Here is a 15,770-nt window from a genome sequence, read left to right as displayed (position 1 = left end):
AAAAAATATATAATATTATGTATTAATTATAATATAAAATAATCTAAAGATGTTATTATAAAAATTAGTGGTAAACATAATCATATATGTAATAAACTAATCATATATTTTAGTAAGGTATAATATATAAATTGGGAGGAGTGATTAATATGGCTAAGGACATAGTTATAGATTTTTTAACAAAATTATCTTTAGATATAGAAAATAAAGCTAATGTAGATATAAGTTATAGCCAACAAAGAGATTACTTTTCTAGTGGTAAAATACTAGGCCAACCCATATACTATGTATTTAAATATTTTAGAAAAGAGCAACAATTAGGTATATATATAGAATCAAGAGATTCTGAAGGGGCCCAATTTATAAAAGATATATATTATGAAAAAAATGAATCTATATCAAGAAAAATAGGCTATGAAATAGGTATAAGTGAAAGAAAACAAAATAAAGATTGGGTTAGAATGGGTTTTGAAATAGATGTAGATAATTTTAGTGAACTTATGGAATATAGAAAATTATATTTTCATGCATTTTTGAAGTTTAAATCATCTATAGAGAAAATAGTTGAAAAGTATGTAGATGCAATATTTAATTTTACTGGTAATTTTGGATATACTAAGACAGAACTTCTAAGAGAAGTATTTATGGATGAAGAAGTTTTAGATGATATAATATTTAATTTAGAACAAAAGAAAAATATAATATTACAAGGGCCTTCAGGTGTTGGAAAAACATTCATTGCAAAAAGAATTTGCTATTTTCATCAAGGTAATAGAGATAACTCTAATATTGAAATGGTACAGTTTCATGAATATTATACATATGAAGAGTTTGTAAGAGGATATAGGCGAGGGAAAAATGGAGAAGATTATATAAAAAATGGTATATTTTATGATTTTATAAAAAAAGCACAAACATATCCAGAACATAAGCATTACTTTATAATAGATGAAATAAATAGAGGTAATTTAAATAAAATTTTCGGGGAATTAACTATGCTAATAGAAAATAATAAAAGAGGAAAAGAAAATTCTATAAAGCTTTTATATAGTGAATGTGATGAAAGTTTTTATATACCTGAAAATGTATATATTATAGGAACCTTAAATACATCAGATAATACACTAAGAGATATATCATACCCATTAAGAAGAAGATTTGGATTTATTGATATAGATCCTGTTTTTGAAAATATGGATTTAAGAAACTATCTTGGAAATTATATAGGTGTTGAGATGGCAGATAAAGTAGTATGTAAGATGATGTATTTAAATAAAACTATAGAAGAAGATAATAAACTTGGAAAGAGATATAAAATAGGTCAAAGTTATTTTATGATTAATGAGAAAGTAGACGAATATCAAGTGTATAGTTGGTATAGGCAAGTTATAAAAAGAGATATAGAACCATTAATAAGAGAATATATGATAGATAAAGATGAAGAATACATAGATAATATAATTAAAAATTTAATTGATGATTAAAAAGTCTCGTATATAAGCAAATATTAGAGGCTTTTTTATTTATGTTTTTAATGATATATAAATTACTATATAATATAAAATATAATTGAATAAGGAGGTTTTATATTATGAATGGCAAAGATAGAAGGAATCAAATTTTAGATGTTTTAAAAAATTCAACACAGGCAGTTAATGGATCACAACTATCTAAAGAATTAGGAGTAAGTAGACAAGTTATAGTTTCAGATGTTGCACTAATTAGAGCATCAGGAATAGATATAATATCTACACCAAAAGGATATATACTTAACAAAAATGTAGATGATAGATATATAGTTAAAACAATAGCATGTAAACATTCAAGGGATTGTACAGAAGATGAATTAAACTTAATAGTTGACGAAGGTGCTACAGTTGTAAATGTTATAGTTGAACATAGTGTTTATGGTCAACTAACAGGAGATTTACATTTATCATCAAGAAGAGATGTTCGTGAGTTTATGAAAAGTTTAAATGAAAATTCAGTTAATACGTTGTCACAATTAACTGATGGAATACATTTACATACTATAAAGTGTGAAAGTGAAGATATATTAAATAGTGTTTTAAATAATTTAAAAGAAAAAGGTTATGCCTTATAGAGTTGACATAGATAACTGATAACTATACAATTGTAATTAAGGGTGTAAAGACACTTGTAATTATAATTATATGGGGGAATTTGTTATGAATCGTAAGTCAAATACTAAATCTATTGTCATATCGGCTTTATTATGTGCATTGGGGATTATAATACCTATGTTTTCGCCAATTAAAATAATATTAGAACCAGCATCATTTACATTGGCTAGCCATATTGCGATATTTATAGCTATGTTTATTTCGCCATCTACTGCAATATTTGTTACGTTAGGAACGACAATAGGATTTTTATTAGGAGGATTTCCGGTTGTTGTTGTGCTTAGAGCGCTTAGTCATTTAGGGTTTGTAAGTATAGGATCAATATATTTAAAGAAAAATAATGAGGCTATAAAAAGTGTAAAATCTTCATTATTATGCTCATTTATTTTGGGACTTATACATGCAGTAGGCGAAGTTTTAATAGTAGTACCATTTTATTTTGGGGATGGATTGTCAAATGGATACTATGAACATGGATTTATGATATCAGTTTTAGGTTTAGTTGGTATAGGAACTATAATTCATAGTATGCTAGATTTTGGATTATCAGTTTACATATGGAATTTAATGCCTAAAGAATTTAAAAGCGATAATAAAATTAAAAGTACTATAAAAGCTTAAAATAAGCAGTGCTAGATCAAATTTATCTAGCACTGTTTATTTTTTTATGTAAAATTTTAACATATGTGTTAAAAATACTTTAAAAGTAAGTTATAATATATAATAGAATCGGAAATTCATATAAAATATAGAAAAATATTCACAAATTCACAAAAAATTCATATTAAAAGTATAATATACATATATAATGTAAATATATGAGTTTTATATGACTTAAAGGTTACAAAAAAAATACAAATTTTGAAAATTTATTAAAAGTTAGTATAGTTAATGAAGGGAGATCAAGTATGTTTGATAGAAAGATTGCAACAGCTATATCAGTAACATCTTTAGGTATAGTGCTATCAGGAACATCGGTATTTGCTGATACAAAAACAGGAACAGTAACAGCAAGTGCATTAAATATAAGAAGTGGACCAGCTACTAGTTATTCAATAGTAGGAAATGTATATAAAGGAGATACTTTACAAATATTAGAAACATCAAATGGATGGTATAAGGTTAAGTTATCAAATGGAAAAATAGGATGGGGAAGCGGTAAATATATAAACGTATCAGGAGAATCAAATTCTAATACTTCATCAACAAGTAAATCAGGAACAGTAACAGCGGATGCACTACATGTAAGAACAGGTCCATCAACAAATCACAGTAAGGTAACTAAGGTGTATAGAGGACAAACTGTAAATATATTAGAAAGTTCAAATGGATGGCATAAAGTAAAAACTCCAAGTGGACATGTTGGTTGGTCAAGTGCTGAATTTATCAGTTTATCAGGTGGAACAACTAATTCTGGATCAAACAATAATACAAATACAGAAACTCCATCAACAGGTAAAAAAGCAACAGTAACAGCAAGTGCACTAAATGTAAGAAGTGGACCATCTACGAATGATAGTGTAATAGGAACAGCTTACAAAGGAAATATTGTAGAGATACTACAAAGTTCAGGTGGATGGCATAAAGTTAAGTTATCAAATGGAAAAATAGGATGGGTAAGTGGTAAATATTTAAGCTTATCAGGGGATACAAATAATAATACAAACACAGAAACTCCATCAACAGGTAAAAAAGCAACAGTAACAGCAAGTGCATTAAATGTAAGAAGTGGACCATCTACTAGTAATAGTATAATAGGAAAAGCATATAAAGGAAATACAGTAGAAATACTAGATAGTTCAAATGGATGGTATAAAATTAAATTATCAAATGGACAAGTAGGATGGGCTAGTTCTCAGTATATAAGTACATCAGGTAATTCAAATAGTGGATCTACAAACAATGGAAATTCAAGTAATGAATCTACAAATACTAATAAAGCTCAAGCTATAGTAAACACAGCTCGTGCTCAACTTGGCAAACCATATGTATGGGGAGCAGAAGGACCAAATACTTTTGACTGCTCAGGATTAGTATATTATGTATATGGACAAAATGGAGTAAAAATGCCAAGATCATCAAGAGAACAAGCTAATGTAGGTACAACTATAAGTCAATCTCAATTACAACCTGGAGATTTAATTTTCTCAAGTACTGATGGTAGTGGTAAAGTTACACATGTAGGTATATATATAGGAAATGGACAAATGATACATGCGCCGCAAGAAGGAGACGTTGTAAAAGTTACTAACGCGAATTCATCATATTGGCAAAAAACTTTTGTAAAAGCTAAAAGAGTTTTATAGATATTAAGTTATAGGGAGATATTTTTATTTTAAATATCTCCCTATAATCATTTTACACAAATTTAACATAGAATTTTTTATTTATTTAAGGTAATACTATAGTGTAAAACTTAAATATAATTTATAATTAATTTATATATATTTGGAGGTGGAGACGTGAAGAAAAAAATATCATCTTTAGTTTTAGTTTTTATAATGATACTTTGTATGACGCCAATAAATGCATTTGCAAATAGCAATCATAAAACTATTGTTATAAATATGGATAGAAGTAATTTTTCTGATTTTTTAGAAATACCAGCACTAAAAAATGAATTACAAAATCGAGGATATATTGCTTTAATGAATGTAAGAGGTGACCAAGGAACGGATGATAAAAGGTCGTATGCAACTATAGGAGCTGGGGGAAGAGTAAACACTTACAGTGATGATTTTAAAGGATTTAAAGATGTAGATAAAGAAAATCGAGTTTTATATGAAAGTGCCACAGGCAAAAAAGCTAAAGGTGTAAATGATACAGATATAAATTTATCTATAAATGACAATTTAGAAAATGGAAAGTATGGATCTATATTAGGAGAATTAGGACAAACTCTAAGTGATAAAAATAAAAAGGTTTCAGTTTTAGGAAATGCAGATACAGGAATAGAGCCCAAGGACCTAAATAGAAATATAGCTGCTATGGCTATGGACAACTATGGTAGAGTAGATATTGGAAATGTTGATAAAATAAATAAAAAAAATGATGAGATGCCATTTGGAATAAGTACTGATTATAACAAATTAAAAAATGAAACTAAAAAATATTATAATGAAAGTGATGTATTATTTGTAGAGTTAGGAGATACATATAGATTAGATTTATATAAAAAATACTTAAATGAAAATACTTATGCAAAAATGGAAAGAAAAATACATAAAAATATTAGTTCGTACTTAAAAGAACTTTTTAGTAGTATAAGTAAAAATGATAAAGTATATATAATAAGTGCTTTTCCTAAAGATATAGATTATAAAAATAAACGAAGATTATCTCCAGTTGTAAAATTTGATGGTAATGGTAAAGGATTATTAACTTCAGCAACAACAAGAAGGGATGGTATAATTGGGAATATAGATATTGCAGCTAGTATACTTGCAGATTACAATTTATCATCTAAGAATATGGTTGGTAGAAAATTAGAAACAATTAAAATGAAAGATAATAAAAGTTTTATAGAAAATGAGTATAAAAAAATAGTAAGTATATCTGACGTAAGAGGAAATATAATACATTCTTTTATAAATTCTATGTCTATAATACTATTATTAATTATAGGTTTACTAGTATTTAAAAATCCAATTCAAAGAAAATTTAAAGAAAAGTATAATAAAGTATTTAATATATTAAAAGAGTTAATTAAGTTTGGACTTATACTGCCACTAGCATTTTTATTGGCGCCTATACTTAATTTTAATACTCAATTAGGTATATATATATCAATAATAGCTATATCTATAGCGATATATGTTTTAGGTAAATTAATATTTAAAGAAGACAATAAACAAGTAGGATTTTACGCTACTATATCGATAATAGCTATAACATTAGATGCCCTTTTAGGGTCTTATTTAATGAAAAATAGCATACTATCATACGATGCGATAGTAGGAGCTAGATACTATGGTATAGGAAATGAATATCAAGGTATAATAATAGGTTCATCTATAGTATCTATGACAATACTTCTTATAAATAATAAACTTTCAAAAATAATTGTTCCTATAATTTCGTTTATAATATTATTTTTAAGTGCATCACCATCTATGGGGGCCAATGTTGGAGCAGCTATATCCGAGAGTGTTGCATTAATATTATTTATAATGCTTATATTTGATATAAAGGTAGACTTAAAAAAATCAATATTTATATTAGTAGGTGCAGGATTAGTAGTTTTAGGATTTGCAGCTATAGATATATTAAGTGGATCTGAATCACATTTATCTTTATTTGTTAATCAAATATTAACTAATGGACCTAGTGCTATAATAGAGACTTTTACAAGAAAAATATCTATGAATATTCAACTTATGCAAAATAGTGCTTGGGTAAATATAATTTATATAGGTATTTTAAGCATAGTAATAATTAAAATAGTATATGCCAAAATATTTAAAAACTTAATGAATGAATGTATATATGCAAAAAAAGCATTAATATCTATGGGTGCAGGAGCTATAGTAACTTTATTTGTAAATGATTCTGGTGTAGTTTCAGCAGCAACAACTATGTTATATATAGTAATACCATTTTTAATTATTATGGTTAATAAAATAGTTTTTAAAGATAAATAATTATAAAACAAAATAGCGTACTGTGTACGCTATTTTGTTTTATAAAGTAACAAGTTCTATTAATACATCATAAAATATAATAAAGGCAAAGCACTAGCCAAAACTGGGGGAATATTTATGAAAAAAATAGGATTTGTTATAGATTCAAATGAAAATAGTGCTAAGATAAAATTAAATGATAGTAAAAAAATAATAACTGCTAATAACGATATAGATGCAAAGATTGGTCAAGAAGTATGTATAGAATTAAAAAAAATAACTGCTATAAAACTAATATATATATATATTATACAGCCTATAATACTTGCCATAATAGGTATACTAATTGGAGACTTTATATCAATAAATCTTAATCAAAGAAATTTAATATATAAATTAGTGTTTAGTTGTATTTTTTTTACTATAGCTATAATATATAAAGATTACTATAAGGAAAAAAGTAGGATTACTGGGAATAATAATTATAGCATAGTAAAAATAATATCTAAATAAGATAATAGTATAAAAAATATCCTATAAGCAAATATAGTATAGGGTATTTTTTTATTTTAAATTTATTAGCATTTATTAACTTAACGTAGTATAATCAAGTATAGAATAAGTAAGGAGATGATTTTATGAATTTAAATAGAAATGATGACTGTTGGTGCAAAAGCGGAAAAAAATATAAAAAATGCCATATGGAATTTGATAATAAATTAAATGAATTAAAAAAATTAGGATATGAAGTTCCAACACATGATATTATAAAAAATAAAGAAGAAATAGAAAAAATAAAGGAAAGTGCTAAAATAAATAATGCAGTGTTAGATGAAGTACAAAAAAATATAAAAGCAGGAATGACTACAGAAGATATAAATAAAATAGTTCATGACTATACTATATCTCAAAGTGCTATTCCTGCTCCACTTGGATATGGAGGGTTTCCAAAGAGTGTATGTACATCTATAAATTCTGAAATATGCCATGGAATACCTAGCGAAGATATAGTATTAAAGGATGGAGATATAATAAATGTAGATGTATCAACTATATATAATGGATATTATTCAGATGCATCTAGAATGTTTATGATAGGTAATGTAAGTGAAAATGCTAAAAGATTAGTCGAGGTTACTAAAGAATGCTTAGAAGAAGGTATGAAAGCTGTTAAGCCTTGGGGACATATAGGTGATATAGGAGCAGCTATACAAGAACATGCAGAAAAAAATGGATATTCAGTTGTTAGAGATTTTGGCGGACATGGTATAGGGCTTCAATTCCATGAAGATCCGTTTGTATTCCACTATGGTTCTAAAAATGAAGGTATGATATTAGTACCAGGAATGATAATTACTATAGAGCCAATGATAAATGAAGGCGGATATGATTTATACATAGATGCAGAAAATGAATGGACTGCATATACAGATGATGGTTCACTTTCAGCTCAATGGGAACATATGATTTTAATTACTGAAGAAGGAATTGAAATACTAGCTAAATAAAAAAATTAAAAAGAAAAGGATATAGAAATAATGATAATTTTTATATCCTTTTTCTTTTATATTAAATTATATAAAAATAAGTGAATTATAGTGTGTAAATATATATAATGTATATAAAAATATAAATTTAGAAATAAATAGGAGTGATACTTTGCGGTCAGAGTTAAAACGTATTGGAATTATTATGTTGGGAGCAACTATATTAGCATTTGGAAGCTATAATTTCAATTATCAAAATAATATAACAGAAGGTGGGGTTTTAGGTTTATTATTATTAATAAAAAATGTATTTGATATATCACCATCATTTTCAAGTTTGATAATTGATTTATCTTTATTTGCAGTAGGAACAAAGTTTTTTGGAAAGAAATTTTTATTATATTCAGTGCTATCTACAATTACATTTTCAACAACATACAATTTATGGGAAAGTATTGGATTTTTAATTCCTAGTTTTGAAAACAATATGTTAATGGCAAGCGTATTAGCAGGAATAGGAGTAGGAATAGGAGTAGGGTTAGTTATAAGAGGTGGAGGAGCATCTGGAGGAGATGATGTTATTGCACTTATAGGAAATAAATTTACTCCACTTAAAGTTAATCATATATATTTAATAAGTGATTGTATAGTTTTAATGCTATCTTTAGTGTATTTAGATTTTACACAAATATTATTTTCTCTTATAGCTGTAACTATAAGCGGAAAAATAATAAGTTTAATATATAATGATGAAGATAAGAATGAGGAAAATGAATCTGTATTAATATAATTAGAAAAGAAGTGCTTAATTTTAAGTACTTCTTTTTATATGTATTTATATGGGTATATATTATTCATGCATATAATTTCGATATGGAAAAATATGTTATAATATAAACTATAATATTAATTGGATGGGGGAATAACATTGAAAACAATCAAGAAAAAATTAATAATTACAAATTTAATAATATTACTAAGTATTATATTTATGGTTGGATGTACATCTAAATCTAAATTAGAAAGTGCATTTAATAATTATACTAAATCATGGGAACATAAAGATTTTGGGAAAATGTATTCTATGTTATCAAAACAATCTAAAAAAGATATAAATAAAGAAGAATTTATAAATGAATATAAAAAAGATTATAATCTTATAAAAGCTAATAATATAAAAATATCCAAAACTGATGAAGGTATAGAAGAAGATAAAGATTTTAACATAAAAGTTAGTATGGATACTATTGGAGGTAAAATAGATTCAACAGATGCACTAATTAAATTTATAAAAGAAGATGGAGAATATAAAGTTGTATGGAATTATAGCTTAATTTTACCTCAACTTAAAAAAGGAGATAAAATAGGGATTGAAAGTGATGCCTATAAAGGAAAAAGAGGAACTATATATGATAGGAATGGTAATGTATTAGCAGGTGAGGGTCAATTAAAACAAGTACAAATAAGTATAAAAAAATTCAATGATTCAAACGAAGCTAGTAAAATAGAAGAAATGGCAAAAATACTTGATATAAGTAAAGAAAATATTGAAAATAAGATATCTAAAAATAAAAATCCAGAACATGCTGTGTGTATAGTTGATTTATTAAGTTCAGATACTGAGAAAATAGATAAATTATTAAAGATACCAGGAGTTCAAATTATAACAATTAATGATCAAAGGATATATAATGGAGGGGAAGCTATAGGTAGTTTAATAGGGTATACAGCAAATATAACCTCAGAACAACTTAGTAAAAATAAAGATAAAGGATATAATGAGCATAGTAAAATAGGTGTAGGCGGAATAGAAGAAGTATATGAAAATAAATTAAGAGCTATAGATGGAGGTAAAATATATATCTTAAGAGCTAATGGTAAAAAAGATGTTATAGCAGAAAAAAAAGCAAAAAATGGTCAAGATATAAAATTATCTATAGACCTTGATTTACAAAAGAAGATATATGAACAAATGGATGGAGAAAAAGGTGCAAGTGTAGCTACAGATCCTAAAACTGGAGAGGTATTGGCTATGGTAAGTTCGCCTTCATTTGATCCAAATAGTTATGTTACATATATAACAAAAAGTGAGAAAGCTAAATGGGAAGCAAATTCAAATGCTCAATTAGAAAGAAGATTTAAAAATGCATATTCTCCAGGATCAACAATGAAACTTGTAACTGCATCTATAGGGCTTGATGATAAAGTAATAGATCCTAGTAAAGCTATAGACATAAAAGGTAAGACATGGAATGAATATGATGTAACAAGGGTAATAGATCCAGGTAGACCAGTTAATTTAAAAGATGCAACTAAATTATCAGATAATATATATTTTGCTAAAGCTGCAGTTGAAATAGGTGGAGAAAATTTTGTAAAGGGAGCTAAAAACTTTGGAATAGGAGAGGATATAAAATTTGGATATCCTATACAAAAATCACAAATATCTAATGATGGAAAGTTAAGTAATAAATCAGTACTTGCTGATACAGGGTACGGTCAAGGTCAAGTTTTAATAACACCTTTAGATATGACTATGATATATTCTACTTTAGGTAATGATGGTAAAATAATGATGCCAAAGCTTGATATAACTAAGCCATATGAGCCAAAAGTATACAAACAAGCGATAAAAAAAGAAAATTTATCTACACTTATAGACTGTTTTTCAGCAGTAATAAATGATAAAGATGGAACAGGGCATATAGCTAAAATTAATGGAATCAATATAGCTGGAAAAACTGGAACAGCAGAAATAAAGAAAAGTAAAGATGATACTAATGGAACTGAAAATGGATGGTTTGCAGCGGTTGATACTGATAAAGGAAGATTAGCAATATCAATGATTATAGAAAATGTAAAAGACAGAGGCGGAAGTCATATACCTACTATTAAGGTAAAAAATGTGATGGAGTATTATTTAAATAATTAAAATCTATTTTTAGTGGAAATAGTACATATCTAAACATATATATAAATATATACTATTTTCATGGGAGGAATAGATTTGAAAAGAAGATATGAAAGAATGCAAAAAGTATGTAAGGATTTATCTGAAGAAGCGTTTAAATCCTATGCAGGTAAAAAAGATTATAAAAGAGCTATACAGTGTTATACAATACTTGCAACAAGTCTTGGAGTGCCAGAAGATACTGCTAAATTTTCGAAAAATATGCTAGCCAGATTAAATAAAAAAATTGAAGAAAATTCTAAATAAAAGGATTGCTTGATAAAAATCAAGCAATCCTTTTTTGTCATTTTATATATATTTTACATAAAAGTGTTGACCTATATGTAGTAAAAGTGTTATATATATTAATATAAAGTGTTAAAAAAGTACACACTAAATAAAATAATAAAACATACTATATATTGATATATAAATTAGGAGGACTCAATAATGAAAACTAGAGTTGCAATTAATGGATTTGGAAGAATAGGAAGAATGGTTTTAAGGATAGCTAAAGAAAATAATTTTAATAATTTTGAAATAGTAGCTATAAATGCTAGAAGTGATGCTAAAACATTAGCTCATTTATTTACTTATGATTCATCTTATGGAGTATTTAGGGGAGAAGTTAAAACAGACGAAAAAGAAAATATTATAATAAATGGAAGTAAGATAAAGGTATTAAAAGAAAGTGATCCAGAAAAATTACCGTGGAAAGATTTAAACGTAGATATAGTTATAGAATCTACTGGAAAATTTACTAAAAGAGAAGACGCTCAAAAACATATTAATGCTGGAGCTAAAAAAGTAATTATAACAGCACCAGGAAAAAATGAAGACAAGACTATAGTTATGGGTGTTAATGAAAATGAGTATGATAATGATATACATCATATAGTATCTAATGCTTCTTGTACTACAAACTGTATAGCTCCAGTAGTTAAAGTTTTAGACCAAGAATTTGGAATAAAAAAAGGATTAATGACAACTATCCATGCATATACAAATGATCAACAAATATTAGATAAAACGCATAAAGACCTTAGAAGAGCAAGAAGTGCTGGAGTTTCTATGATACCTACAACAACAGGAGCAGCAAAAGCAGTAGCTAAGGTTTTACCTAATTTAGAAGGTAAGTTAAATGGGTTTGCTGTTAGGGTACCATGTCCTAGTGTTTCACTAGTTGATTTGGTTTGTGAATTGAGTAGAGACGTTACAGCAGAAGAAGTAAATAATATTTTAGAAAAAGCTTCTAAAAAAGAGTTATATGGAATATTAGGATATTCGGACTTGCCACTTGTTTCTATAGATTATAAGCAAACTTCAGATTCTTCTATAATAGATGGATTATCAACAATGGTTAATGATGGAAATATGGTTAAAGTTGTAGCTTGGTATGATAATGAATGGGGATATTCATGTAGAACAGTTGATTTAGTAGCATATGTTGCAAATGAACTTTTAAAATCAAGTAAAGTTAGTGCATAGTATGATTTTAAGCTCACAGTAAATAATTGCTGTGGGCTTTTATAATATTAAAAAGATTTCTTTAAAAATTCATATTATATTCATAAAGAATATATATAATTTATTTGAATAATATAGTTAGTCAAATGGAGGGAAAAAAATTGAATATATTATTTTTTATTACCCCTAAAGTTGAAGTTGAGTATGTATATGATTATTACACAATAAGACAAGCAATGGAAAAAATGGAGTATCATAGTTATACTTCAATACCGATAATAAATAAAAAAGGAGAGTATGTAGCTACTATAACAGAAGGAGATTTACTTTGGAAAATTAAAAGTAGATTTGAAGATAAGCAAGATGATATTAACTTAAAATCATTAGAGAATATAGAGATAAAAGATATTGATAAATATAATAATTATAAAACTATATCTATAAATTCTGATATGGAAAATATAATAAGTTTAGCTATAAATCAAAATTTTATTCCAGTAGTAGATGATAAAAATATATTTATAGGAATAATAAAAAGAAGTGATATAATATCTTATTTTAATGATAAAATGAATGGTAAGAGTTTATTAAATGCAAACAACAAAGTTAGTTAGTAACAATAAAATAGAAAATATTTCTAAATAGTTTTAAAATTATGTATTATAGTATATAATTTTAATAAGAAATAAACAATAAAGGACTGTCATATATAGGCAGTCCTTTAAATTAATAAGGAAGTGGCTTTATGAATTTTTGGAGGGAGAAAAAAAATAGAATATACTTTATTGTTATAGCTGTCTTTATAACACTTATAGGTCAGTATTTTCTTTTCAAATATGGAAAAATAAGTCCACTAGTAAAAGGAGTAGAATTAAGGATATCAAAAGGTAATTATATTCAAAATATAGATGAATATGTAATTAAATTAGGTAATTCTATAAAAGTAAATAGTGGAGATTATATAATTATACCACCATATGCATCAAAACCTAAAATTGGATATAAAGCATCAAACAATGATGTTTTATCTATAAAAGGAAATACAATAACTGGTATTAAAGAAGGATATTCAGCTCTTATGATAACTAAAGATGGTAGAATTATAAGAAAAACTACTATAAGAGTAGTTGATCCTAAAGTAGAAAAACTAGATGTTGATATAGGTGAGCTTAAATATGTAGGAGATAGTACTTCTATTGATGTAAATATTGATGTTGACTTTGATTTTAAAGAAAAAGAAAAATATACATATGAAATATCAAATAAAGATGTTTTAAAGATAGAAAACAATACCTTAAAAGCTATAGGAGTAGGTACTTCAAAGTTATATATAAAATCAGGAGATAAGGTAAAAGAGTATAAATTTAATATACAAGCTAAAGTTTCAAATATATATGTAAATAACAATATTAATATACGTATAAATGAGGAGAAAAAAATTGATGTAAATGTTGAAACATCTCCTAGAAATTTAAAACATCCTAATGTAAAATATGAATTGTTAGGATTTAAGTTACCAATATCTAGATCGATAACTATACCTACTAGTGATGGAACGATATTAGGACTTAGAGAAGGCACTGAGAAAATTAAAGTTACATGTGGTAATAAAAGTAAGATAATAACAATCAATGTTTTAAAAGAAGAAACTGAAACTAAAGAAATTAAAAACTTACAAGCAAATTCTAATATAGTTGGAGATAACTTAGAAATAACACTTACATGGGATTATTTAAAAGATATATCAGAGTATGAAGTATATCTAAAAAATAACTCTAATGGAGATAATGATTTTAATTTATTTAAATCAATTAAGATAGATAAAGACGAATTAACTGAATCTAAGAAAGTAAAAACTACTATAACAATAAATCTAAAAGATATACAAGATCCTAGTATAGATTTATATGTAATAGGAAAGAGTAATGGAAAATATACACAAAAGAGCAATATTGTAAAAGTTAGAGAAAAATATACAAATCTAGATAAAATAGAAAACTATAAAGTTGAAAATTTAACTAGAAGTATAAATAAAGATAATAGTATAAGTATATCATGGGATAAACTAGATAAGTTTGACTGCACATATAGTGTTTATATAAGAAACAATAAAACATCAAAAGATGGAGGATTTACTTTATATCAATATGGAATAAGTGATAATAAAATTACAATTCCTTTAAATGAAGGTGAAGATGTAGATTTAGATATATATGTTGTAGCAAATTCATCACAAGGAGCTAGTCAAAATAGTGATATATTAAACGTAACAAATATAAAACAAGAAATAAAACCAGAAGAAGAATTATAAACAAAAAATCCTAAGAATATGGTAATTAACATATTCTTAGGATTTTTTATTATTTTATTTTTTCTAAATATCCACTTGGATGGAAATAGTATATACTAGATGTATTTTTATCAACGAAATATCCTAAATCAGTATCTATTTTAGGAAGAAAAACATATCCATATAAACCTTTATTTTTTAATACTGGAAATTTATTTTCATCTCCTTTGTATTCATATACTAAGTTTGAGTTCATATCCATTAACAATTTTAAAGCTTCTTCCATAGTTAAAGATTGTGAAGCAGTAATTTGTTCATCATTAATAGTTTCTTCAACTTTAGCAATAGGTTCATTAATAGTTTCTTCTTTAGATACATTAATTTGTTCGTTAGAAGTAGATTCTTTAGAATTAGTAATTTGTTCATTATTATTATCTAAATTGTTAGATGTTTCTTTTCTTTCTTCTAAATTATTATTAGATGTCTCTTTAGAATTTATATCGTTAGAAGCATTATTTTCTTTTGCTTTAATATCTTTTATATCAGATTTTTCATTAGTGCTGATTAACTTAGTTTCATCATTAGTTTCTAATGTTTTATGAGGTTTAGTATTATCTAAATTATCATTATTACTAGATGTAACTTTATTATTTACCTTTGACTCATTGTTTGCAAATGAAGATTTAAAAATAGGATTAGTTATAAATAACATACTACATAACACAAATAAAACAACAACTAACTTTTTCATATCATTACCTCTTTTCAAATATATAAATTATTTATATATAAATATTACCATAAACTCTTTAT

At 25.7% G+C, this 15,770-nt stretch carries 14 protein-coding genes; 13 read left to right on the top strand and 1 reads right to left on the bottom strand.

Features of this window, described 5'->3' with window-relative positions; genetic code table 11:
• Positions 1-149: 149 nt before the first annotated feature.
• From ABFX13_RS02880 to ABFX13_RS02820, 13 genes are all read left to right on the top strand, one after another.
• Positions 150-1,484: an AAA family ATPase gene (locus tag ABFX13_RS02880; protein ID WP_346042158.1), complete on the top strand. Its 1,335-nt coding sequence runs from the start codon at positions 150-152 to the stop codon at positions 1,482-1,484.
• A 107-nt stretch (positions 1,485-1,591) separates the two neighbouring features.
• A complete protein-coding gene (locus tag ABFX13_RS02875) occupies positions 1,592-2,104 on the top strand; it encodes a transcription repressor NadR (protein ID WP_346042155.1) in 513 nt (170 codons plus the stop codon).
• A gap of 85 nt (positions 2,105-2,189) precedes the next feature.
• A complete protein-coding gene (locus ABFX13_RS02870) occupies positions 2,190-2,765 on the top strand; it encodes a hypothetical protein (protein WP_346042153.1) in 576 nt (191 codons plus the stop codon).
• 287 nt (positions 2,766-3,052) lie between these two features.
• Positions 3,053-4,450 carry a C40 family peptidase gene (locus tag ABFX13_RS02865; RefSeq protein ID WP_346042152.1) on the top strand — a complete coding sequence of 466 codons (1,398 nt, stop codon included), beginning with the start codon at positions 3,053-3,055 and terminating at the stop codon, positions 4,448-4,450.
• A 156-nt stretch (positions 4,451-4,606) separates the two neighbouring features.
• Entirely contained in the window at positions 4,607-6,784 is a 2,178-nt protein-coding gene (locus ABFX13_RS02860; RefSeq protein WP_346042149.1) for a hypothetical protein, read from the top strand.
• A 117-nt stretch (positions 6,785-6,901) separates the two neighbouring features.
• Positions 6,902-7,276 (top strand): SoxR reducing system RseC family protein, encoded by a 375-nt coding sequence (locus tag ABFX13_RS02855; protein WP_346042146.1) that lies wholly within the window; start codon positions 6,902-6,904, stop codon positions 7,274-7,276.
• 125 nt (positions 7,277-7,401) lie between these two features.
• Positions 7,402-8,271 carry a methionyl aminopeptidase gene (locus tag ABFX13_RS02850; protein WP_346042142.1) on the top strand — a complete coding sequence of 290 codons (870 nt, stop codon included), beginning with the start codon at positions 7,402-7,404 and terminating at the stop codon, positions 8,269-8,271.
• 151 nt (positions 8,272-8,422) lie between these two features.
• Positions 8,423-9,040 carry a YitT family protein gene (locus ABFX13_RS02845; RefSeq protein WP_346042140.1) on the top strand — a complete coding sequence of 206 codons (618 nt, stop codon included), beginning with the start codon at positions 8,423-8,425 and terminating at the stop codon, positions 9,038-9,040.
• 138 nt (positions 9,041-9,178) lie between these two features.
• Positions 9,179-11,182, top strand: a complete 2,004-nt coding sequence (locus tag ABFX13_RS02840; protein WP_346042138.1) for a penicillin-binding transpeptidase domain-containing protein — start codon at positions 9,179-9,181, stop codon at positions 11,180-11,182.
• 75 nt (positions 11,183-11,257) lie between these two features.
• The gene (locus ABFX13_RS02835; protein ID WP_346042135.1) at positions 11,258-11,467 is read left to right on the top strand and encodes a hypothetical protein; all 210 of its coding nucleotides are present in this window, start codon (positions 11,258-11,260) and stop codon (positions 11,465-11,467) included.
• A gap of 183 nt (positions 11,468-11,650) precedes the next feature.
• The gene (gene gap, locus ABFX13_RS02830; RefSeq protein ID WP_346042132.1) at positions 11,651-12,688 is read left to right on the top strand and encodes a type I glyceraldehyde-3-phosphate dehydrogenase; all 1,038 of its coding nucleotides are present in this window, start codon (positions 11,651-11,653) and stop codon (positions 12,686-12,688) included.
• Between the two features lie 140 nt (positions 12,689-12,828).
• On the top strand, positions 12,829-13,281 hold the full coding sequence (locus ABFX13_RS02825) for a CBS domain-containing protein (RefSeq protein WP_346042126.1): 453 nt from the start codon (positions 12,829-12,831) through the stop codon (positions 13,279-13,281).
• Positions 13,282-13,412: 131 nt separating this feature from the next.
• The gene (locus tag ABFX13_RS02820) at positions 13,413-14,978 is read left to right on the top strand and encodes a hypothetical protein (RefSeq protein ID WP_346042123.1); all 1,566 of its coding nucleotides are present in this window, start codon (positions 13,413-13,415) and stop codon (positions 14,976-14,978) included.
• 49 nt (positions 14,979-15,027) lie between these two features.
• Here ABFX13_RS02820 and ABFX13_RS02815 read toward each other — a convergent pair whose 3' ends face one another.
• Complete coding sequence (locus ABFX13_RS02815) at positions 15,028-15,708, bottom strand: hypothetical protein (protein ID WP_346042120.1); 681 nt, start codon at positions 15,706-15,708, stop codon at positions 15,028-15,030.
• Positions 15,709-15,770: the final 62 nt, after the last annotated feature.

Source organism: Paraclostridium tenue, assembly GCF_039521565.1.
Lineage (GTDB): Bacteria > Bacillota > Clostridia > Peptostreptococcales > Peptostreptococcaceae > Paraclostridium > Paraclostridium tenue.
This window is presented reverse-complemented; position numbering and strand designations above follow the sequence as displayed.